The sequence below is a fragment of the Mycobacterium sp. E1747 genome, from assembly GCF_001667775.1.
GTDB lineage: Bacteria > Actinomycetota > Actinomycetes > Mycobacteriales > Mycobacteriaceae > Mycobacterium.
Genome location: NZ_LZJI01000247.1, coordinates 10,674 through 32,201, shown reverse-complemented (window position 1 = coordinate 32,201; position 21,528 = coordinate 10,674). Strand labels below are relative to the sequence as shown.

At 69.4% G+C, this 21,528-nt stretch carries 22 protein-coding genes; 15 read left to right on the top strand and 7 right to left on the bottom strand.

All coding sequences use genetic code 11. The annotated features are described in order from the left end of the window. Positions 1–5 precede the first annotated feature (5 nt). From A5695_RS25965 to A5695_RS25955, 3 genes are read right to left on the bottom strand one after another with little or no spacing between them, the layout of a single operon-like run. Complete coding sequence (locus tag A5695_RS25965; protein WP_068089412.1) at positions 6–1,847, bottom strand: CheR family methyltransferase; 1,842 nt, start codon at positions 1,845–1,847, stop codon at positions 6–8. Between the two features lie 55 nt (positions 1,848–1,902). Then, positions 1,903–2,667, bottom strand: coding sequence for an STAS domain-containing protein (locus A5695_RS25960; RefSeq protein ID WP_369830239.1), 765 nt, complete (start codon positions 2,665–2,667; stop codon positions 1,903–1,905). After that, positions 2,654–3,658: a chemotaxis protein CheB gene (locus A5695_RS25955; protein ID WP_369830238.1), complete on the bottom strand. Its 1,005-nt coding sequence runs from the start codon at positions 3,656–3,658 to the stop codon at positions 2,654–2,656. Before A5695_RS25955 ends, A5695_RS25960 begins: the two co-directional genes overlap by 14 nt. A 134-nt stretch (positions 3,659–3,792) precedes the next feature. Between A5695_RS25955 and A5695_RS25950 the strand changes: the two genes are divergently transcribed. Then, on the top strand, positions 3,793–4,050 hold the full coding sequence (locus tag A5695_RS25950; RefSeq protein ID WP_068089406.1) for a Rho termination factor N-terminal domain-containing protein: 258 nt from the start codon (positions 3,793–3,795) through the stop codon (positions 4,048–4,050). Here the strand turns inward: A5695_RS25950 and A5695_RS25945 are convergent. Next, the gene (locus A5695_RS25945) at positions 4,044–4,622 is read right to left on the bottom strand and encodes a nucleotidyltransferase family protein (protein ID WP_068089403.1); all 579 of its coding nucleotides are present in this window, start codon (positions 4,620–4,622) and stop codon (positions 4,044–4,046) included. The genes A5695_RS25950 and A5695_RS25945 overlap by 7 nt on opposite strands. A gap of 298 nt (positions 4,623–4,920) precedes the next feature. On the opposite strand from A5695_RS25945, the gene A5695_RS25940 reads away from it, so the two are divergent. The 3 genes from A5695_RS25940 to A5695_RS25930 are packed head-to-tail and all read left to right on the top strand — an operon-like array spanning position 4,921 to position 7,468. Next, positions 4,921–5,862 carry an acyl-CoA dehydrogenase gene (locus A5695_RS25940; protein ID WP_068089400.1) on the top strand — a complete coding sequence of 314 codons (942 nt, stop codon included), beginning with the start codon at positions 4,921–4,923 and terminating at the stop codon, positions 5,860–5,862. Between the two features lie 7 nt (positions 5,863–5,869). Continuing rightward, a complete protein-coding gene (locus tag A5695_RS25935) occupies positions 5,870–6,643 on the top strand; it encodes a PIG-L deacetylase family protein (protein WP_068089397.1) in 774 nt (257 codons plus the stop codon). 60 nt (positions 6,644–6,703) lie between these two features. After that, a complete protein-coding gene (locus A5695_RS25930) occupies positions 6,704–7,468 on the top strand; it encodes an endonuclease/exonuclease/phosphatase family protein (protein ID WP_068089394.1) in 765 nt (254 codons plus the stop codon). 13 nt (positions 7,469–7,481) lie between these two features. On the opposite strand, the gene A5695_RS25925 is transcribed toward A5695_RS25930, so the two are convergent. Both A5695_RS25925 and A5695_RS25920 read right to left on the bottom strand, forming a co-directional pair. After that, on the bottom strand, positions 7,482–7,748 hold the full coding sequence (locus A5695_RS25925; protein WP_369830237.1) for a DUF3349 domain-containing protein: 267 nt from the start codon (positions 7,746–7,748) through the stop codon (positions 7,482–7,484). 143 nt (positions 7,749–7,891) lie between these two features. After that, positions 7,892–8,128, bottom strand: coding sequence for a general stress protein CsbD (locus A5695_RS25920; RefSeq protein WP_068089388.1), 237 nt, complete (start codon positions 8,126–8,128; stop codon positions 7,892–7,894). A gap of 173 nt (positions 8,129–8,301) precedes the next feature. Between A5695_RS25920 and A5695_RS25915 the strand changes: the two genes are divergently transcribed. From A5695_RS25915 to A5695_RS25895, 5 genes are all read left to right on the top strand, one after another. Continuing rightward, positions 8,302–9,141, top strand: a complete 840-nt coding sequence (locus tag A5695_RS25915) for an SDR family oxidoreductase (protein WP_068089386.1) — start codon at positions 8,302–8,304, stop codon at positions 9,139–9,141. Positions 9,142–9,454: 313 nt separating this feature from the next. Then, entirely contained in the window at positions 9,455–9,853 is a 399-nt protein-coding gene (locus A5695_RS25910; RefSeq protein WP_068089382.1) for a heme-binding protein, read from the top strand. 107 nt (positions 9,854–9,960) lie between these two features. Beyond that, positions 9,961–11,016 (top strand): DNA topoisomerase IB, encoded by a 1,056-nt coding sequence (locus A5695_RS25905; RefSeq protein WP_068089379.1) that lies wholly within the window; start codon positions 9,961–9,963, stop codon positions 11,014–11,016. Between the two features lie 225 nt (positions 11,017–11,241). Then, entirely contained in the window at positions 11,242–12,210 is a 969-nt protein-coding gene (locus A5695_RS25900) for a glycosyltransferase (RefSeq protein WP_068089376.1), read from the top strand. A 16-nt stretch (positions 12,211–12,226) separates the two neighbouring features. Then, a complete protein-coding gene (locus A5695_RS25895; RefSeq protein WP_068089373.1) occupies positions 12,227–13,447 on the top strand; it encodes a glycosyltransferase in 1,221 nt (406 codons plus the stop codon). 9 nt (positions 13,448–13,456) lie between these two features. Here the strand turns inward: A5695_RS25895 and A5695_RS25890 are convergent, their stop codons facing one another. Next, on the bottom strand, positions 13,457–14,335 hold the full coding sequence (locus A5695_RS25890; protein ID WP_068089368.1) for a glycosyltransferase family 2 protein: 879 nt from the start codon (positions 14,333–14,335) through the stop codon (positions 13,457–13,459). Here A5695_RS25890 and A5695_RS25885 point away from each other — a divergent pair. Genes A5695_RS25885 through A5695_RS29270 form a run of 6 tightly spaced genes read left to right on the top strand, consistent with a single transcriptional unit; the run spans position 14,334 to position 21,528 of the window. Further along, a complete protein-coding gene (locus tag A5695_RS25885) occupies positions 14,334–15,407 on the top strand; it encodes a UDP-glucuronic acid decarboxylase family protein (RefSeq protein ID WP_082946311.1) in 1,074 nt (357 codons plus the stop codon). The two genes, A5695_RS25890 and A5695_RS25885, sit on opposite strands and share 2 nt — an antisense overlap. Positions 15,408–15,415: 8 nt before the next feature. Then, positions 15,416–17,056: a carbamoyltransferase C-terminal domain-containing protein gene (locus A5695_RS25880; protein ID WP_068089362.1), complete on the top strand. Its 1,641-nt coding sequence runs from the start codon at positions 15,416–15,418 to the stop codon at positions 17,054–17,056. Continuing rightward, positions 17,053–18,546 carry an HAD-IIIA family hydrolase gene (locus A5695_RS25875; protein ID WP_068089359.1) on the top strand — a complete coding sequence of 498 codons (1,494 nt, stop codon included), beginning with the start codon at positions 17,053–17,055 and terminating at the stop codon, positions 18,544–18,546. Before A5695_RS25880 ends, A5695_RS25875 begins: the two co-directional genes overlap by 4 nt. Next, a complete protein-coding gene (locus A5695_RS29280; RefSeq protein WP_197515624.1) occupies positions 18,543–19,559 on the top strand; it encodes a glycosyltransferase family 9 protein in 1,017 nt (338 codons plus the stop codon). Before A5695_RS25875 ends, A5695_RS29280 begins: the two co-directional genes overlap by 4 nt. After that, positions 19,556–20,125 (top strand): SIS domain-containing protein, encoded by a 570-nt coding sequence (locus tag A5695_RS29275; RefSeq protein WP_068089356.1) that lies wholly within the window; start codon positions 19,556–19,558, stop codon positions 20,123–20,125. The genes A5695_RS29280 and A5695_RS29275 overlap by 4 nt, the downstream gene beginning before the upstream one ends. Beyond that, on the top strand, positions 20,122–21,528 hold the full coding sequence (locus A5695_RS29270; protein WP_231974982.1) for a PfkB family carbohydrate kinase: 1,407 nt from the start codon (positions 20,122–20,124) through the stop codon (positions 21,526–21,528). Before A5695_RS29275 ends, A5695_RS29270 begins: the two co-directional genes overlap by 4 nt.

Genomic DNA, 21,528 nt, shown 5'->3' with positions numbered 1-21,528 from the left:
TGCGGTTAGCTCACGACCTGCATGAGCAACAGCGCGCCCCCGACCGTTCCCTCACCCGACCGAAACGACGTGCACGTGACGCGCACCCGCGTCGGTCGCCCGCGGCGGTTGATCGCGTCCACTTCCGTCTCACCGGAGCTGTCGGCGTCCACGAACGCGTTGCCGATCAATGGCCGCACGCCGTCCAGGGGTAGGCCAATGTCCAAGGCGGTCAGCCGGTTTCCCACCGTCTCGTCGGACCGGAGGCCCCACAGCTCTTCGCAGCCGCGGTTCCACAGAATCACCTTCATCTCGCGGTCCACCACCACCATGCTCATCTGCACCGAGTCGACAAGCGAATCCAGGAAGACCTTCGCCTCGTCGAGTTCGAGGCTGCGCTCCCGCAACATGTCGTTGATCGTGTGCAGTTCGTCGTTGGTGGAATGCAGCTCCTCGTTCATCGTCTCGAGCTCTTCGTTGGTGGACTGCAGCTCCTCGTTCGTGGTCTCCAATTCCTCCACGGTGGACTGCAGTTCCTCGTTGGTGGTCTCGAGTTCCTCGTTGGTGGACTGCAACTCCTCGTACGCCGCTTCCAGCTGGCGATTGGTCTGGACCACCTTGTCGAGCAGGGCACGCGTCGCGCTGACGTCGAAGAACACGATCGACAGGCCGAGCAGGCCGTTCTCGGCGTCGACGAGCGGATTGACGTAGATTTCGAACCAGACCGTCTCGGCGCCCGGCCGCTGCCATTTGACATCTTGAATCCGGGCCGAGCGCCGTTCCACCTTGGCCTGCTCCAGATAGGCGCGCAGTTCGACCGGACGGTAGGACACTTCGAGGTCGCGCAGCAGGCGGCCGATGTCGCGGGCAGAGAGCCCGAACAGCGCCTCGGCCTGTTGGTTGATCATCGCGACGGTGTCCTCACCGGTGACCACGATTTGGGCCACCGGACTGGCGCGAAAAGCCAAGTCGCGCACCGTCATCAGGCCTGTCAGGTCCGCGTTGTGGTCGTAGAAAGCCCCGGTGGGGTCGAAGCGCTCCACGCCGGTGTAGCTTCCGATCGCCTTGCGGAAGATACGGTGCTTGAGGTTCAGCGGGGTGAACCGGTCCCCGTGGCTGAGCAGCATCTCGGCGTGCCCGAGGAACAGCGTGCCCTGCGGTGCGAGCGCAAAATGCAGGCGGCCCAAGACGTTTCGCTGGGTTTCGGCGTTGAGGTACATCAGGGTGTTGCGACACACCAACAGGTCGACGCGGGAGATCGGCGCATCCTTGACCAGATCGTTGCGACCGAAGATCACCGCGCGGCGCAGATCCTTGTGAAACACGTAGCGGCCGTTGACCTGTTCGAAGTAGCGCGACAGCAGATCTGGCCGCACCGACTCGACGGCCTTGGCGTCATAGGACGCGGCGCGCGCCTCGGTCAGCGCGTCCTCGTCGATGTCGGTGGCATAGATCTTGACCCGTTGCCGGAAACCCTCGGCCCCCAGCGCCTCGGCCAGCAGCATGGCCAGTGTGTAGGCCTCCTCGCCGGAGGCGCATCCCGCGCTCCACACCCGAATCGGATCGTCCGGACCGCGCTGGGCCAGCATGCGGGGAATCACCTCAGACGCGATGTACTCCCAGGCCTCCGCGTCGCGGAAGAACGCGGTGACGTTGATCAGGATGGTGTTGAAGAGCGCCGCGAATTCGTCCGAACTGGCCTGCAGGAAGTCGAGGTATTCCTCGAAGGTGCTGTAGCCCGCCTGATCCATGCGGTGGCGGACGCGGCGCATCAGCGACGTGCGCTTGTACCCGGTGAAGTCGAAGCCGCGAGAATCCCGCATGTAGCGCAGCAGGGCCTCGAAAGCCTCATCGGTCGTGCCATCCATTCAAGTCCCGTCCGCATCGAGCCTGGCCGAAGAAATCGAACACTACTCGCGGTCATCAGAACCGATCTTCGCGACTGACCATTGCCCAGACGGTCTTGCCCGGCGGGGTGGGGGTGGCGCCCCACGCCCGACAGAGCGCCGAAACGATCGCCAGGCCAGACACGATCTCCGCACCCCGCCGGCCATCCTCGTGCCGGACGGGCAACTGGTCGCTGCCATCCTCCACGGCGACGGTGACGGCCCCTCGATAGCTTTCGATGATCAGCACCGGCGTGCTCTCGGTGTGATCGAGCGCGTTTTCGATGAACACGGTGGCCACCGTGGTCGCGACCGGAATCAGCTCGCGCTGGTCCCATTCGGTCAGCCAGTCGGTGACAACGGCGCGGGCCATCCCGAGGGCGCCGTCCGAGCGGGGCAGCTCGATGCGCGCCCGGCGCCGAACGTCCAGAGACCTTCCGCGGACGGCCTCCAGCGCCAACTCGCGGGTCGTGTACACGGGGACGTACCGGTTGATGCCGGCCTTCATGATCGCCCGCCGAACCCGCGATTCCGATGACACCAGCAGGATGGGTACGTCCGGCCAGGCGCTGACGTGCCAGCGGGCGCTGGTGAAGACGGTCCAGGCCGAGTCCGTCGGCACGCAAAGCGCGTCTACGTCGACGATTACCGCGCGCGGCTCATCCAGCGCGGCCTTGATAACGCTGTCGCGCAGGCCGCGGTAGGTGGAGCTGTCCAGCACGCCGTCCACCACCAGGATCGGCACTTCCTGTTGTGGGTCTATGTCGACTCGGATGGCCGGGCTCCGCTCAACCACCGGCATCACTGCCGCTCGACAGCCGGTCGCTGAGCACCTGTAACGCCCGTTCGGTTTCTTCGGCCAGGCCGGTGTAGCGCACGTTGAGCGGACCGGGCCCCGCTTTCTCCGCCATCTGCCGCGCCAATCGGACCTTCTCTTGCAGGCTGCGCAGCGCCACCCACAGCGCGCCCTCGACCTCGTTGTCCCGCGCGGCGAGCAGCGCGTCGGCTGTCCAGGCGTGCCCCACCCGGCAGCGGAAGTTGCCCTCGCTGAGGGACACCAGGGAGCCGTTGCAGTCGGGGCAGGTGTACCCGGACGGGGTGCCCAGTTGTTCGGTGTCGAAGTCGGTCGAAAACCGCGACATCATGGCGATGCGGTTCTCGAGTTCCATGCCGGCTTCGCGTTCCATGGTGGGGTCCTTCATCTTTTGGTGCGACAGCTCCTTGAGGATCGCGCCGATGTCGGCGGCCGCCGCCTCACGATCCAGCACGCCGGCGTCGCGCGCGTTGGCCGGCATCGCGGGGAACAGCGCGTCGTCGGGTGACTGGCCGATGGTGGTGCCGCCGCGCGAACGGATCGCGGCCAGCCCCAGCACGCCGTCGTCGAGCACGCCCGAGAGCAGGACGCCGACCGCCTGTGGCCCGAACGCCAGCGCGACCGAGCGGAATAGCGCGTTGATCGCCGGCCGGTGCCCGTTCTCGGTCGGGCCTTGGGACAGCACCACGCGATGGTCGGCGGCCAGCAGGTGGCGGTCCGGCGGGGCGACGTAGATGCGCGCGGGTTCGAGCTTCGCGCCGTCTTCCGCGGTGACCGCCGGCAGCGGGCCGCTGCGGTCGACAATGCGGCCCAACATACTTGGCGCGCCGGCGGGGATGTGCAGGGTCACTAGGTAGGCGTACGGCACGTCCGGCGACAACCCCGCCGCCAGCCTCGACAGCGCCTCCACTCCCCCCGCGGAGGCGCCGATCGCCACCACGCCACGCAAATCACCGCTTTCGCCAACCGCCCCGATCACCACTTTCGACTACCCGCCTCAATGGGAGGTAACCCATCCCGCCATGGATAGCTGTCAGCGAAGTCGCGGACCTGGGTTTTCACCGGCGAGTTGGCGGGCACCCTGAGTTGTCTGATCGTGGACAGGAGGGTGACATGCCGAACTCGTCGATCAAGAACGAGAAGTTGTACCAGGACCTGCGCAAGCAGGGCGACTCCAAGGAAAAGGCGGCACGTATTTCCAATGCGGCCGCTGCGCGAGGTAAGTCCTCGGTGTCGCGCAAGGGCGGGAAGTCCGGTTCGTATCAGGACTGGACCGTCCCGCAGTTGAAGAAGCGCGCGAAAGAGCTTGGCATATCGGGATATTCGAGCCTGACCAAGGACAAGCTGGTAGCCAAGCTGCGCAATCACTGAACGGTGAGGCCGAGCCGCTCCACCAGCACCAGGAAGGCGACCGCGTAATCGTTGTCGGCGGTGCGCGCCCGGATCCGCTCCCAGTCCAGCTGCTCGCGGACGGCGCGCACGGCCGGCAGCAGCCTGGCGAAGTCGCAGTAGTGCTCGCCCAGGGCACGCAGTTGCTGGATGAGCACCATCGTCGGCGGCAGCACCGGCATCCTGATGGCCAGCACATCGTGCTGTTCGGCGCAGTCAAGCGTCGACGGCTCCACCCGCACGCCGTTCAGGCGATGCAGGACATCCACGACCGTGTCGCCGGTGCGTGCCTTGAACAGCCAGTCCTCCGGCGGACGTTCGACGGCGAAGCCCGCATCGCGCAGCGTGGCCACGGCGTCGTCCACGTCCGACTCGGCCACCACCAGATCGACGTCGTGCGTCGGCTCCGGCGCCCCATAGGCCCACAATGCGTAGCTGCCCGCCAACGCGAAGCGCGGGCCGTTCTCCTTGAGCGCCGACGCCGCACCACGCAGCGCTTCGCGCAGTTGCGCACAGGACGCCGGTGCGTCGACGTGGGTCTCGATCGGTGCCATGGTGCATAGGTCATACCCCGCGCGCGGCCGGTACAACCTGCGTTGATGCGGCCGGAGAATGGTAAGCCCGTTTAACTTGCGGTCGATTGGGCAAGTCTTTTGGGGTGTCAACAGCTTGGCTCAGCGTCTACGAAGCCGCCGTGATCCCCGCCCGCACCGACCGGGCGGGACTGCCGCTGGGCGTTTCTCGCAACACCCACCTTTCCATGATCACGTCGGCACGAACCCGGGCTCGGACGTCATATGAGTTGGACCACCGCCCAAGGCAACTGGGGAGATCGTCGGCGGGTGATTGCGTGTGACGGCGGGATTGGTCAGGCATTGGCTGGAGTCGGGCCGACTCGAGCTACCACTGCCCGCCTCCGGACGCACCGCCGAACGCTGGCAACGCCTTTCGTCCTTGGCGGAAGAGAACATCGTGGCGGCCAGGGTCGCCGAATCGCATCTCGACGCGGTGGCGATACTTCACGAATTGGGCGGCAAACCGCCGGAATCCGGCCAACTGTGGGGTGTTTGGGCCGCCGAGTCCCCGGATGCGGTGCTCACCGCCACCGATACGAATGGCGCCTTCACCCTGACCGGCACCAAGGTATGGTGCTCGGGCGCCGGGTTTTGCACCCACGCCCTGGTCACCGCCCGCCTCGACGACGGGACCCGGGGCCTGTTCGCCGTGCAGGTGACCGACGCGAGCGTCAAACCGCTGCCGAGCACGTGGTGGAACGCCGGCATGGCCGGCAGCGACACCCGGCCGGTCCAGTTCACCAACACTCACGCCGTGGCGGTGGGCGATCCGGGCGACTACGTGAATCGGCCCGGCTTCTGGCACGGCGCGATCGGGGTGGCCGCCTGTTGGCTCGGGGGCGCCCGTCGGGTGGCCGATCCCCTGTACCGTTGCGCCGGAAGCGAATCCGCCGATGCGTATTCGTTGGCGCACCTCGGCGCCGTGGACGCTGCGCTGGCCGCCAGCGACGCGATGTTGGCCGCCGCCGCGGCGCAAGTCGACTCCGACCCGTTCGACCGGACCGGCACGGCCCAACTGCTGGCCCGCCGCGTCCGCACGGTCGTGGAACACGCGGTCGACGAAGCCATCACCCGCACCGGCCGCGCGTTGGGACCGGGGCCGCTCTGCCAGGACGGGCGGCACGCCCAGCGCGTCGCCGACCTGAGCATCTACATCCGGCAGAGCCACGCCGAGCGCGACCTCGCCGAGCTCGGTCGGCTCGCGGGTTGCCGGCGCTGAGGACGCCGTGAGAACCGCGCCGATCAGCAACCGTGCCCGGTTCGCGGCAAAGCCGCTGACTCACGGCGGTACCCCGGCGCCCCTGTGGCTGGCCGCTTTTGAACGCGCTCCCCTGCCGCAACTCGACCTCACTGGCTGCCGCCGTCTGATCGTCGTGGCCACCCACCCGCACGACGAGACGCTGGGCCTGGGTGCGACGATCGCGGCACTGACCGCGTCCGGCGTCGGCGTCCGAGTGGTGTCGGTCAGCGACGGGGGCGCCGCGCAGCCCGGCGCGACGCTATCCGGCCGGATTCGGCTGTCGACGACTCGTCGATACGAACTACGCAGGGCCGCAAGCATGTTAGGGGTTGCCCAGCCGGCGCGGCTGGGATTGCCCGACGGCGAGCTGGCCAACCATGAGGACAGGCTGACCGCAGCCCTGGCCAACGTGTTGCGCTCCGCCGGTCCCGACGCCTGGTGTGCCGCCACCTGGCGGGGCGACGGGCATCCCGACTACGAGGCGGTAGGACGCGCGGCCGCCGCGGCATGCGCGCGCACCGGCGTCGCCCTGCTGGAATATCCGGTCTGGATGTGGCACTGGGCCACCCCCGGCGACCCCGTGGTGCCGTGGGACCGCGCCCGGTCCGTCCCCGCGGCCGGCTTGGCCGTGAACCGCAAACGTCAAGCGGCGCAATGCTATCGGAGCCAGTTGCGGCCCGGTCGCGATGACGCGCCGCCCATCTTGCCGCCGTTCGTCCTGCAGCGGCTGCTGGCCGTCGGAGAAGTCATCTTCCGCTGACCGCGGATACCAGGCCGCCCATGACCGCGCGATCTTCGAAAGTGGGTAGGAGAAAACCCTATGCGTGTGGCGACCTTCAACATCCTGCACGGCCGAACCGTCGGCGACGGGGTAAAGGTGCAGCGGCTGCGGGATTGCGTGCGCCGCCTGGATCCCGACGTGCTCAGCCTGCAAGAGGTCGACTGCGATCAGCCGCGGTCCGAGCGCGCTGACCTCACCGCGGTGGCCGCCGACGCGATGGGTGCCGTGGAGCACCGGTTCGTGGCCGCGATCTCCGGTACCCCCGGGGCGACGTGGATGGCTGCCACGGGGCGCGAACAACCCGGGACCGCGGCCTATGGAATCGCGCTACTGTCCCGGTACCCGGTGGCCAGCTGGCAAGTCGTGCGGCTGCCCCGCATTCCGATGCGCTTTCCCATGTACCTGCCGGGCCCCAACCGGGTGATGGTCGTCGACGAGGAGCCCAGGGCGGCGGTCATCGCGCGGCTGCACACCCCGATGGGCGAACTGACGGTGGCCAACACGCACCTGTCCTTCGTGCCCGGCTGGAATCGGCGCCAGCTGCGCCGACTGGTGCACGACCTGCGCGGCTTTCCCGGCCCGCGGCTGCTGACCGGGGACCTCAACATGACACCCAGGGCCGTGCGGCGCTGGTCGGGCATGAGGGCGCTGGCCGCGGCCGCGACCTTTCCCGCACACGCCCCCGACCGCCAGCTGGATCACATCCTGACCGACGATCGCCGCCTGCGCGCCAAGGCCGTCGCAGCCGAGCCCATGGACATCTCCGACCACCGGCCGCTGGTCGTCGACCTCGAACAGGGGTGAATCGGGCCGCCGGCTATCCCATCGCGCTCAGCCGGCCCTTGACCCGCCCGATCTCGTCCACCGAGGGCAGCGCGTCGGTGACCCGGGTGATTTCCACCCCAACGTCCACATTCGAGATCGAGTTGCAGATCGAACGACGCTTTCCGACCAGCAGTCTCGTCGCGATGGTGGTGACCTCATCGTCGGAAACCCGACGCGGCAGCAGCGCCAACACCGGCGCATAGCCGAGCGCGGGGGCGCCGGCCGGGTAGCCCGCGCGCAGGAACGCGACAATGCTCAAGAGGCGATCGCTCAGGCCCATCTTCCACCTCGCTCGTCCGGTCGTAACCAGGAATAACCGGACCGGGAGGTTTGAAACCCACCACTGTGCGGAAGCAAAAGAGGGGCCCGGCCCCTGATGGGACCGGACCCTTCGCCAACGTGCTACTGGTTTTCCTTCTGACGCTCTTCGGCGGCCTTCGCGCCGGCCCGCGCAGACTCGGCTTCGGCCTCCTTCTTGCCCGCGTCGCGCTGAGCGTCGGCCTTGTCCTGCTGGGCCTGACCCTCTTCGACGATGTCGTTGCGGCCGAGAACCGCCCCGCCGGCCTCCTTGACCTTGCCCTTCAAGCCCTCGACGGCGCCCGTGACGGCTTCCTGCGGTCCACTCTTCTGATCCCCCATGGATCAAACCTCCCTTTGATCGCTGTATATCTCGTCCCTACGGCGTTCCCGGCGGCCGAATCGCCAAACGCGCTAGCCGGTGTGGGTGCGATCACGGGATGATTCCATCGCCGAAATGGGCCGTTTGAAACGCGGTCGGCTGGGTAGTAATCAGCGACCACCAACGAAAGCGGGTGAGGTTGTTGACCACCGTCGCCGTGATCGGAGCGACCGGCACAGCGGGCTCCCGCGTCGTCGCCAGGCTCAGGTCTAGGGGCGTCGCGGTCGTCCCGGTTTCCCGCGCACACGGCGTCGACCTGCTGGACGGGGAGAGTCTGTATCGGGCCCTCAAGGGGGTCGACATCGCGATCGACGTGGCCAATCCCACGGCTCACGACGGCCACCCCACCATCACTAGCGCTTTGACCACCGCCTCCCGCAACGTCATGGGTGTTTGCTCGGCGCGCGGAGTGCAGCGCCTGGTGGTGTCGACGATGGCCGGCATCGACGATCCGGTGTTCGACGGGCTGCCCTACTTCGAAGGCAAGCGGGCAGCGAAAGAGATCCTGCTCGACGGCCCGGTCCCGACCACGGTCGTGAAGTCGACATCGTGGTATGAGTCCGCCTCCGGCCCCGCGGGGCCGGTGCATTGCGCCGGGGACGAGCTGATCGTCGAGGACTGGCTGATTCAGCCCATCGCGGCCGACACCGTCGCCGACGTCCTCGTTGAGACGGCCTTAGGACAGACGCACACACCCCGCACCATCACCGGTCCGGACAGCATCAGGCTACCCGAGCTTGCCTCGAAAGTCTTTGCCAGGCAAGGCGATAGCCGACCCGTGCGGGTGGTACAGCCCGCCGTTCCCGCGCTCGCTGCCGGAGCCCTGCTGGCTCCCGAGCGCGCGGTGGTCGTGGGGCCCGACGTCGAGACCTGGCTCCAGACACTGCCATCGGCGAGCACCGACGGCCACGCGACCAACGGCAACGGAAGCGCCCCGTCGTCCGTGCACAGGCCGGATTTCTCCCGGACCTGAGCGGGCCGCCGCTCCAGCAGATCCACGGCTCCCGTACGCGGTAATGGGCCCGCGGTCGCCAAATTCAGGTCACGATTCCGTCACGATCGTGATCACAAATCCGTAAGAATCGCCGGGTTGCCCTTAGAAATCCACAGCGAATATGATCGTTCGCTTAGTGAACGGACGCGTTCCGTGGCTACATGGGTGGGTTCGCGGCATTCCGCTGGTCTCGGCCGAATACCCCCACTTTTGAATTCCGCTACTTTGGTTTTCGAGGATCGGGAGCCTCTCTGGCAAGAATCAATTCGCAATCTCGAAGGACAAACTGATCATGAAAATCAGCAGTATTGTCGCGCGCCGGCGTCTGGCCGGCATCAGTGCCGGCTGCCTGCTCGGGGCAATCACCATGGGTGTCGTCGGCGCGCCGTCGGCGGCCGCAGCACCCGACTGCAGCCCAGACGGAGTCAACGCCACCGTTTCGTCGGTGCAGGGCTCCGCCGAGCAGTACCTGGCGGCACACCCGGGCGCCAATGGCGTGGTCAGGGCCGCCTACGGCCAGCCGCGTCCGGAGGCCGAATCCAACCTGCGGGGCTACTTCACCGCCCACCCCCAGGAGTACTTCGACCTGCGCGGCATCCTGGCACCGATCGGCGACACGGAACGGCAGTGCAACGTCAAGGCCCTGCCGCCGACGCTGGAGTCGGCCTACCAGGAGTTCATGGCCGGCTGATGCCGGCTCGAAGCGACCCGCCACGACGCTGTGGCGGGTCGTTTCGCTTCACGTGTGAACGTCCCGTATGTCGGGTAATTGTCCAGTCAACGTGACTGGAGGGAAAGATGCGGCTGCGTCGCAGTGTGCCGAACAAGCCGGGTATCGCGCGCAAGCGCAGGGGTAAGGGCTTCGCGTATTACGGACCGGACGGCGAACTGCTGTCCGACGCCGAAACCCTGCAGCGCATCAAGGATCTGGTCATTCCGCCGGCCTGGAAGAACGTGTGGATATCGCCGCATCCCAATGGCCACATCCAGGCCGTCGGCGTGGATGCCGCCGGCCGCCGCCAGTACCTCTACCACACCGCATGGCAGCAAGAACGCGCCGAAGAGAAGTTCGACCGCGTCCTGGAACTGTCCACGCGCCTGCCACACTGGCGCGCCGTCATCGCAAAAGACCTGAGGCGCAGCGGCTTAACCCGTAAGCGGGTGCTCGCGGTGGCGTTGCGGCTGCTCGATCGCGGCTACTTCCGGGCCGGCAGCGAGCAGTACGCGGAGGAGAACGAGTCCTACGGTCTGGCTACCCTGCTGTGTGAGCACGTGCAGGTTCGCCGCGACGCGGTGGCATTCGACTTCCCCGCCAAGAGCGGCGTGCGGCGCACGGTGGAAATCGAGGACCCCGAAGTGGTCCGGGCCGTGCGCGCCCTGATGCGCCGACCCAACCGTACCGAACGACTGCTCGTGTGCCGCACCGCAACCGGGTGGCTCGACGTTCGATCCGACGACCTCAACGCCCGCTTCAAGGAGCTGGTCGGAAACGAATTCACGGTCAAGGATCTGCGCACCTGGCACGGGACGGTGCTGGCGGCCACGGCCTTCGCCGACGCCGATCCGGCCGTCTCGCAGCGGGTGGCCAAGCGCGTCGAGTCCGCTGTCATGAAGGAGGTTGCCGAGGAGTTGGGCAACACCCCCGCGGTGGCCCGCGGCTCGTATGTGGATCCGCGCGTCGTCGCCGGCTACGAGCACGGGCTGACGATAGCCGCGGCGACGCGCCGCGCCGAACGCGCGCGTGATCCCGACACGGCTCAGGAAATCCTGGACAAGGCCACCCGCCTGCTGATCCGTCGGGTGGCCAAGGGCCACAGCGCTTCCACGACCTCCGCGCTGCCCAAGAGCGCCTGATCCACGCCCCGGCAAACCGCTTCTCGCCAGGGGCTTTTCGTCGCACGTCCTTGACACTTCGCTTGGCGGACATCCCGGTGTCTCAAGGCGGGACGCGCCGCTCGGGGTCAATTCGGCTGGACGCCAAGGCCCGATGACCGCGGGGAGCGGGCAGATCCGCGGGGCGAAGTGGTTCTCCCGAAAAACTGCCGTTTAGCGAAGTACCTATAGGGTATTTCGCTCGCCATGGTTGATCCGGGACGAGCAAAGAATGTGCTGGTGTGGCACGTCCATGGCTCCTGGACCGAATCGTTCGTCGGGGGCGGTCACCGTTACTTGGTTCCGGTGGCCGTCGACGGCGGCGAAGGGGGAATCGGGCTCGCGGGCCGATCCTGGCCGAACGCGCGGGAGGTTCGGCTTGAGGAGTTGGGGCGCGAGGACATCGATGTCGTTGTGCTGCAACGCCCGCACGAAGCCGCGCTCGTCGCCCGCTGGGCCGGCCGCCGGCCGGGCTCCGAGCTGCCGGCCGTCTACGTCGAGCACAACGCGCCGCGTCCGAGCCCCGCGCAGAGCCGCCATGTGGTCGCCGACCGCACCGACATCCCACTGGTTCACGTCACCGATTTCAACCGGCTGATGTGGGACAACGGCCGGGCCCCGACCCGGGTAATCGACCACGGCATCGCCGACCCGGGCCCTCGCTACACCGGCGACATCCTCAGAGCGGCCACCATGATCAACGAGCCGCTGCGCCGCAACCGCGTCGTCGGCGCCGACTTGTTGGAACCGTTGTCGGGGTACGCGCAGATCGACGTGTGGGGCATCGGCACTGAGGACCTCCGCGCCAACCGGGGTGGCGTGACCGGGCGCGGCGACGTCGCCGCGCCGGCGCTCTGGGACCAGATCGCCCGCAGGCGCGTCTACCTGCATACCGCCCGCTGGACCTCGCTTGGGCTCTCGCTCATCGAGGCGATGTTTCTCGGGATGCCGGTGGTGGCCGTCGGCACGACGATGGCCCCGCTCGTAATCCCTTGCGAAGCGGGTGTTGTCAGCGCCGACGTCAGCGCCCTGGGGGTTGGCCTGCGCGACTTCATGAACGACCGGGCCACCGCCGCCGCCGCCGGCAAGGCGGCGCGCGAATTCGCCTCGGTCCACTTCGGGCTCGGGCGCTTCCTCGCCGATTGGGACGAAGTGATCGAGGAGCAGTGCAGATGATCGGAAGGGAACCCGCATGAGGATCGCGATGATCTCCGAACACGCCAGCCCGCTGGCACACCTGGGCGGCGTGGACGCGGGCGGCCAGAACGTTCACGTCGCCGAGCTGTCGTCCGCGTTGTCCCGGCGCGGTCACGACGTGGTGGTGTACACCCGCCGCGACGATCCGCGCTCGCCGGAATGCATCGAGACCGGCCAGGGCTACTCCGTCGTGCACGTTCCGGCGGGACCGGCGCGCGTATTGCCCAAAGACGAACTGCTGCAGTACATGTACGGGTTTGCCCGGTTCCTGGATGCGCAGTGGGCGGTCGATCGCCCCGACGTGGCCCACGGCCACTTCTGGATGTCCGGGGTGGCCACCCAGCGCGCCGCCCGGCCGCTCGGGATCCCGACCGTGCAGACGTTCCACGCGCTGGGGAACATCAAGCGGTTGCACCAGGGACTCGACGACACCAGCCCGGACTGCCGCGTCAGCGTGGAGGCCAGGATCGCCCGCGACGCCGACTGGGTGGCGGCAACCAGCACGGATGAAGTATTCGAGCTGGTGCGCATGGGCCGTGCCCGGTCGCGGACCTCCGTGGTGCCCTGCGGGGTGAACACCGACGCGTTCACCCCGGACGGTCCCGTCGCGCCGCGTGGTGACCAACCTCGCATCGTTTCGGTCGGACGGTTGGTGCCGCGCAAGGGTTTTGACACGTTGATCCGCGCCCTACCACGCGTCCCGGGCGCCGAGCTGGTGATCGTGGGTGGCCCGGCGCACGCGGACTTCGCCAAGGACCCCGAGGCGCAGCACCTGCAACGGCAGGCCGAGCAGCTGGGCGTTGCCGACCGGGTCCGGATGCTTGGCGCCGTCACCCGCGACGAAATGCCCGCCTTGCTGCGGTCCGCCGACGTGGTGGCCTGCACGCCTTGGTATGAGCCGTTCGGCATCGTGCCCCTGGAGGCGATGGCCTGCGGTGTCCCGGTTGTCGCCACCGCGGTCGGCGGGATCCGCGACACGGTCGTCGACGACGTCACCGGGCGGCTGGTGCCGCCCAAAGACCCGGCCAGACTCGGCGACGCCATCGCAGCGCTGCTCGACGATCGCGCGCGCCGCCGGGCGCTGGGTGCCGCGGGCCGCGAGCGCGCCCGTGCGCGTTACACCTGGGACCGAGTGGCGGCGGACACCGAACGCCTCTACGAGAAGCTGGCACCGGTGCGGCGCGAAGTGAGCGCCCCGAGCAAGCGCTCCGGGTGATGTTGTGGTTCAGGCGCTTTCCAGCATCCGCAGCGACCGCTCGACGTCATCCGGCAGGCGCCGACGGGCGCGCAATGCGGCCGGCAGCGCGGCCAGCGCCTCGAGCAAGGCCCGCGCATGTGCCGTGTCATGGGCGGCGGCCCAGGCCAAGGTGGCCGTCGCGCTAGCGCACCGACCGGCGGATCGGCGCAGGCACGCGGTGAGCATGGCGTTACGCACCTCGCGGGCGTGCTGGACGCTGCTGGTTGACCGCGTTTCGGACGGTTGGTGGTACGCCACCAGCGCGGGGCAGAAGCACAGATCCCAGCCCGCCGCGGCCAAGTCCCAGGCCAGCAGGCTCTCCTCACCCCGGAAATGCAGGATCGGGCTAAACCCGCCGACCGCTTCGAACGCGGCCTTGCGCACCAGCGCGGAGCATGCCTGGAACCCCAGGATCGACGGGCCGGGCAGGTTTGGGTCCCTGCCCAGCGGACTCTCGGCCAGTTTGGCGACGAAGGGGTCGTCGCGCTGCTGCGGCCACATGACGGTGCGGGCGGCCAAAACCGCTATGGTGCGGAATTTTTCGAAGGTGCCTTCGGCGATCGAAATCGCGTCCGGCGCCCACCAGGAGTCGTCGTCACAAAAGGCGGTATACGGCGTGTCACTTCGTGCCACCCCGATGTTGCGCGCGACCGCGCCCTCGTTGCGGTCCAGCGGTATGACGGTGATCCGGCCCGCCGAACGGGCTGCGATCCGCGTGACGTTGCGCACCGAATCGTCACGAGAAGCGTTGTCCACCACAATGATCGGGCACGCGGTGGTGTCTAGCAGGCGGTCCAGCACGGCGCAGAGTTCGTGCGCGCGGTCCCGCGTCGCGATGACAAAGGAAGTTAGGGGCTTGGTCGCCATGACAGGTGCAGCTACCCGAAAAGCACTCGGTGAAACGCAGTTTCGCCTCTGCGGCAGCGGGTACGAGAGGTCGATGCGTTTGCTTTCCCGAGTGTTGATCACCGGCGGTGCCGGGTTCCTGGGCGCCCAGCTGTGTAACCGGTTGCTCGACGCCGGCGTGGAGGTGGTCAGCGTCGACGACCTGTCCACCAGTTCACCGGACGCGACGGACCGATTGGCTGGGCGCGCCGGATACCGGTTCGTGCGGCACGACGTCTGCGACCGGTCGCTGATCGATAGGGTCGGCACCTCTTTCGACACCGTCTTCCACCTCGCGTCACCGGCCTCGCCGGTCGACTATCAGCGACGACCGATCGAGACCCTACGCGCTGGGTCGGCGGGCACCGCGACGGCGCTGGAGATCGCCGAACGCGGCGGTGCCCGGTTCGTTCTGGCGTCGACCAGCGAGGTGTACGGCGATCCCGAGGTGCATCCGCAGCCCGAAAGTTATTGGGGCAACGTGAATCCGATGGGTCCGCGCAGCGTGTACGATGAGGCGAAGCGGTATGCGGAGGCTCTGACATTCGCCCATCATCGCCTTAACCGGGTTAACGTCGGGGTGGCACGCATCTTCAACACCTACGGCCCGGGCATGCGCGCCGACGACGGCCGCATGGTGCCCACCTTCTGTCATCAGGCGCTGCGCGGCGAACCGCTGACCGTGTCCGGCACCGGGCTGCAGACCCGCTCGCTGTGTTACGTCGACGATACCGTCGAGGGGTTGATCGCCCTGGCGCGCGGGGACTTCAGCGGGCCGGTCAACATCGGCAATCCCACCGAGCTGACGGTCCTGGCGGCCGCCGAACTGCTGCGGGAAATGGTCGGTAGCAGGTCGACCATCCAATTCACCCCGCCGGCCGAGGACGACCCCCAGCGCCGCTGCCCCGACATCACCGTCGCCCGCGACCGGTTGGGCTGGGAGCCGCAAGTGGACTACCGCACCGGGCTCGCCGCCACCGTGGCGTGGTTCCGCGCGCGGGCCGATGACCGGGGCCGAGCCCTCGTCTCGGCCGCCGACCAGTTGGCCAAGTAGGAGGTGCGGTGCGAATTCTCGGTGTCAATGCGGTGTTTCATGACCCCGCCGCGGCGTTGGTGGTCGACGGCCGGGTAGTGGCCGCGGCCGAAGAGGAGCGGTTCTCCCGGCGCAAGCACGGTAAGCAGGCGGTCCCCTTCTCGACCTGGGAGGTGCCCGCCGCGGCCATCCGGTGGTGCCTACAGCACGCCGGCGTCGCCGCCGAAGAGGTCGACGCCGTCGGCTACTCCTACGACCCGGCCCTGATGCACGAAGAGCCGATCGACTCGCGCGGCCTGGACCAAGATTGGGAGTACCTGCGCACCATGTACGCGGAGCGTGCACCGCGGTTTCTGGCTTCCGCCGTGCCGGGCCTCAATCCGGCCGTGGTGCGCCATGTCCGCCACCATGTCGCGCACGCCGCGTCGACCGCGCTCGCCTCCCCGCACCCCGACACCGCGGTGCTGGTGGTCGACGGCCGCGGCGAACGCACCTCCATGCTGGCCGGCGTGTACCGCGACCACAAGCTCGACGTGCTGGCCTCCCAGCAGCTGCCGCACTCGCTGGGATTGCTCTACGAAAGCCTCACCGAGCATTTGGGTTTCGCGCGGTCCAGCGACGAGTACAAGGTGATGGCGATGGCCTCCTACGGCGAGCCGCGCTTCGCCGAGCGACTCCGTGAGCGCGTCTACGCCTGCGGCGACGGCGGGTTTCGCACCGAACCGATCACGTGGGAGGAGCTCGCGCCGCCCCGCCGGCCGCATGACGAGACACTCGACCCGGTGCACGCCGATCTCGCCTGCAGTGTGCAACGGGTGATCGAAGACGTGCTGCTGGACCTGGTCGCCTGGCTGCGGGAGCGGGCCGACGGTGACGCGCTGTGCCTGGCCGGCGGCGTCGCGCTGAATTGTGTTGCCAATACCCGCATCCACGCCGAGAGCGGGTTCGACCGCGTGTGGGTGCAGCCCGCCTCCGGCGACTCGGGCACGGCGCTCGGCGCGGCGCTGAGCCTGGCCGCGTCGTTCGGCGAACCGATCGCGCCGATGCCGTCGGCACGGCTGGGCCGCGGCTGGTCGGACGAACAGATCGAGGCCACGCTGCGGGAAGCGGCCGTCAGCTACGAGCGCCCGCACGATGTGGCCGCCGCGATCGGCAACGCACTGGCCGACAACCAGTTGGTCGGCTGGTTCCAGGGCCGCGCCGAATTCGGGCCCCGGGCCCTGGGCGGGCGGTCCCTGCTCGCCGACCCACGGCACGCCGCCAACCTGGAGCGCCTCAACGCCGTCAAGGGCCGCGAGCAGTTCCGCCCGGTCGCGCCCATGGTGCTGGCCGAGCGCGCCGCCGAAATTTTTTCCCGCGGACCGCTTCCCAGCCCGTACATGCTGTTCGTCCACGATGTCGCCGAGGCCTGGCGCGACCGCATCCCCGCCGTCACCCACGTCGACGGCACCGCCCGGATCCAGACCGTCGACGCGGCCGCCGATCCACGCCTACACGCGACGATCAGCCGGTTCGCCGAGCGCACCGGCGTCCCCGTGGTGGTGAACACCAGCTTCAACACCGCCGGGCGGCCGATGGTGGACAGCCCCCGCGACGCCCTGGAGGTGTTCGGCAGTTCCCCGATCGACGTGCTGGCCCTGGGCCGGTACCTGGTCAGGCGGCACCGATGACGATCGACTACGCGATCGTGATACCGACCGTGGGCCGAGACTCGCTGCGGCGCTTGCTCGTTGCACTGGAGCGTGGATCCGGGCCGGGGCCCACGGAGGTGATGGTGGTTGACGACCGGCCGCGGCCCGCCACCGAGCTTTCGGTGGGGGGCGACCTGCCGGTGCGGGTGCTGCGCAGCGGTGGGCGCGGGCCGGCCGCGGCGCGCAATGTGGGCTGGCGCGCCACCGGCGCGCCGTGGGTCTGCTTTCTGGACGACGACGTGGAGCCCGGCCCGGACTGGAAGTCGGTGTTGGCCATCGACCTCAAGGCCGCGGAGGCCGCCGACGCCGTCGGCTCGCAGGCGGTCATCGAGGTGCCCGCACGACGGTCACGCAGGCCCACCGACGACGAGCGCCGCACCGTGCGGCTGTCGCGGGCGCAATGGATCACCGCCGACATGGCGTACCGCCGCGACACGCTGGTGTCTGTCGGCGGTTTCGACGACCGGTTCCCGCGCGCCTACCGCGAGGATTCCGACCTGGCGGTGCGGATCGTGGCGGCCGGCGGAGCGATAGTGCGCGGTGAGCGTCGCTCGACCCATCCCGTGGCGACGGCGACCTGGTGGTCGAGCGTGCGCGCGCAGGTCGGCAACCGCGACAACGCGCTGATGCGCCGCAAGCACGGCCGTTCGTGGCGGGTCATGATCGGCGAGGGACCGGGCCGGATGCCCGCCCACGCGGGCACCACGCTGGCCGGCGGCGTCGCCGCCTTGGCCGGTCTGCTGGGCCGCGGCCGCGTCGCCCGCGCCGCGGCGTGGGCCTGGTTGCTGCTGACGACGGAGTTCACCGCCCGGCGCTGGCTCGCCGGCCCCCATAATCTCCTTGAGGCCGCATGCCTTTCGGTGACCAGCGCGGCCATCCCGCCGGTCGCGGTCGCGCACCGGCTTGCCGGCGAGTGGGCGTTTCGCAACGCCCGGCGCGATCCGCCGCTCGCCGTGCTCCTCGACCGCGACGACACCCTGATCGTCGACCGGCCCTACCTCAATGATCCCGAGGGCGTCCGGCCCACCCACGGGGCCGAGAGCGCGCTGGACCGGCTGCGCCGGCGCGGCCTGTTGCTGGCCGTCGTGACCAACCAGTCCGGCGTGGCGCGCGGGCTGATCAGCCCCGGGCAACTGGCCGCCGTCAACGCCCGGGTGAATCAGCTTCTCGGTCCGTTCGATTCCTGGCAGGTCTGCGTACACGGCGAAGCGGACGGTTGCCGGTGCCGCAAGCCGCGGCCCGGTCTGGTGCTGGCGGCCGCCGAGGCGCTGGCCGTTCCGCCGCAGCGCTGCGTGTTGATCGGCGACATCGGCGCAGACGTGCAGGCCGCCCTGGCGGCCGGCGCCGAGGCGGTGCTGGTGCCGACCGGCCGCACCCTGCCGGCCGAAGTCGACCACGCGCGGGCCCACGCTCGGGTGGCCGCGACGCTGGACGACGCCGTGTCGATGGTGCTCCGGGAGTGTCGATGAGCACGGCGGTGGTGGCGCGCCTCGACAGCGCCGGTGACGTCCTGATCACCGGCCCCGCGGTGCGTGCGGTGGCCGCCCACCACGACCGCGTCACCATGCTGGTCGGGCCGCGCGGCCGCGCCGCCGCCGAACTGCTGTTCGGGGTCGACGAGATCGTCGAATGGCAAGCGCCCTGGGTGGATTTCGCCGCGCCCGAGCTGACCGCCGCACATGCCGATGCGCTGATCAAGCAGCTGCGCGACATCGCGCCCGCCAAGATGTACATCTTCACGTCGTTCCATCAATCGCCGCTGCCGCTGGCGCTGCTGGCCCGGATGGCGGGCGTGGGATGGGTCGGCGCGATCTGCGCCGACTATCCCGGCACCCTGCTCGACCTGCGCCACCAGGTGCCCGACGGGATTCCCGAACCGGAACGGGCGCTGTCGTTGGCCGAGGCGGCCGGTTGCCGCCTGCCGCCCGGCGATGACGGCGCCCTGCGAATCCGCGCCGTCGCCCCGCTGCCCCCTAACCTGACGGAAAGCATTGGACGACAACCGTTTATCGTCTTCCATCCCGGTGCCGCGGTCCCGGCGCGGCGACCCAGCCCGGATCGCAGCGCCGCGATGGTCGCGGCGCTGGCCGACGCGGGACACCGCGTGCTGGTCACCGGCGGCCCGGACGAGGCGGAGCTGACCGCGGCGGTCGCCGACGGCCGGGCGCTGGACCTGGGGGGCCGGACCAGCTTTGCCGAACTGGCGGCGGTCTTTACGGCGGCCCGGGTGGTCGTCGTTCCGAACACCGGACCGGCCCATCTGGCCGCCGCCGTGGGCACCCCGGTCGTGTCGTTGTTCGCGCCCGTGGTGCCGGTCAGCCAGTGGCGGCCCTACGCCCGCCGGGTGCGCGTTCTCGGTGATCAGTCCGCGCCGTGCCGTGCCAGCCGGGCCCGCGTCTGCCCGGTACCGGGCCACCCCTGTCTGGACCACATCACCGACGCGGAACTGCTCGACGCGGTGCGAGAAGGAGGACAGCCATGATCGAGGCGCACTTCGCCGCGCTGCGTGAGGCGGTGGGCCGCAACAGCGCCGAGGCGACCCGACTGCGCGGCTGGGGGCGGCATCTGGCCGCGGTGCTCTGCGGCGGCGGCCGGCTGCTGGCGTGCGGAAACGGCGGCAGCGCCGCCGAGGCGCAGCACCTCACCTCCGAACTGGTCGGGCGATTTCAGGAGGAACGAAACCCCATGTCGGCGATCGCGTTACACGCCGACACCTCGGCGCTGACGGCCATCGGCAACGACTACGGCCAGGAGGAAGTGTTCGCGCGCGGCGTGCGGGCGCACGGCAGGCCCGGTGACGTCCTGGTGGCCCTGTCGACCAGCGGCACGAGCCGAAACGTCCTAGGGGCGGTCAAGGCGGCGCACGACGCGGGCATGGTGACGTGGGCGCTGACCGGCCGCGGACCCAACGAGCTGGCCGCCATGTGTCACGACGCGATCTGCGTGGACGCCGCGAGTACGGCCACCGTCCAGGAGGTCCACCTGATGCTCGTGCACGGACTGTGCCTGGCGCTCGACGACGTCTTGCTGCGAAGGGAGGCGTCGTGACGCCTAAACCGCTTGTCATCGTGGGTGATTCGATGCTCGACGTCGATATCCTGGGCTCCGCGTCCCGGCTCAGCCCGGAGGCGCCGGTGCCGGTGGTCGACGCCGAACGCCAGGTACAACGTCCGGGCGGCGCGGGCCTGGCGGCCCTGTTGGCGGCCAGGACCGAGACTCCGGTGGTGCTGATCACCGGCATCGCCTCGGACGACGCGGGGCGACGGCTGTGCGACCTGCTGGCCGCCGCCGGGGTCAGCGTCCTGGCGTTGCCGATGAGCGGAACCACCGTGACCAAGACCAGGATTCGGGCGCGCGGTCAGTCGATGCTGCGCGTGGACCGCGGCGACGCCACCCCGGTCAACGGCGCGCTTCCCGTGGAAGCGGCGCAGGCCCTGGCGCGCGCCCGGGCGATTTGCGTGGCCGACTACGGCGCCGGCGTCACCGCACTGCCCGCAATCCGGGCGGCGCTGACCGAGTCGGCGGCCCGGACCCCGGTGGTGTGGGACCCGCACCCGCGGGGCGCCGCGCCGGTACCCGGCTGCGCGCTGGTGACACCCAATCACGAAGAGGCGCACCACTTCTGCGGCACTTCCGGTGACGGCGGAGAGGAGCTGCAGCGCAGATGGCGGGCCGGCGCGGTGTGCATTACCCGCGGCGCCCGGGGCGCCCGCGTGTACGGGCCGGGGGCGACCCCACGGCACGTCGGCATACCGGCGGGATCGGCCGCCGGCGCGGCGGATGTCTGTGGCGCCGGGGACCGATTCGCGGTCGCCGCGGCGGTGGCCCTGGGGGCCGGCGCCGACCCCGTCGCGGCGGTGCAGGCGGCGGTCGCTGACGCGGCCCGGTTCGTCGCCGCCGGTGGCGCCGCTGCGGTATCAACGCCCTTGCCCGCCAACGGTTCCGACGTTCTGGGTGAGGGCACCCGGTCGGAGGATCCCATTGACGCGGTCGCCCTGGCCGCACGGCTGCGGCGCGAGGGACGCGTGGTGGTAGCCACCGGGGGATGCTTCGATCTCCTGCACACCGGCCACATCCGGCTGCTTCGGCAGGCCCGCGAACTCGGCGACGCCCTGATCGTACTGATCAATTCCGACGCGTCCGTGCGCGCTCTGAAGGGGGCCGGACGCCCGGTGATGCGTGACGTCGACCGCGCCCGCGTCCTGGCCGCACTGGCCTGTGTCGACGGGGTGACGATCTTCGACGGGCTCACCCCGGAACGGATGCTGGAAACCCTGCGGCCCGACATCTGGGTCAAGGGCGGCGACTACGTCGCCGCTGAGCTGCCCGAGGCCGACGTGGTGTACCGCCACGGCGGCGAGGTGATCATCCTGCCCACGGTGTCGGGTTACTCGTCCTCTCGTCTGATCGCCGCGGCGTCTTCGCGCGGCCCGACAACCGAAAGGTCTTGA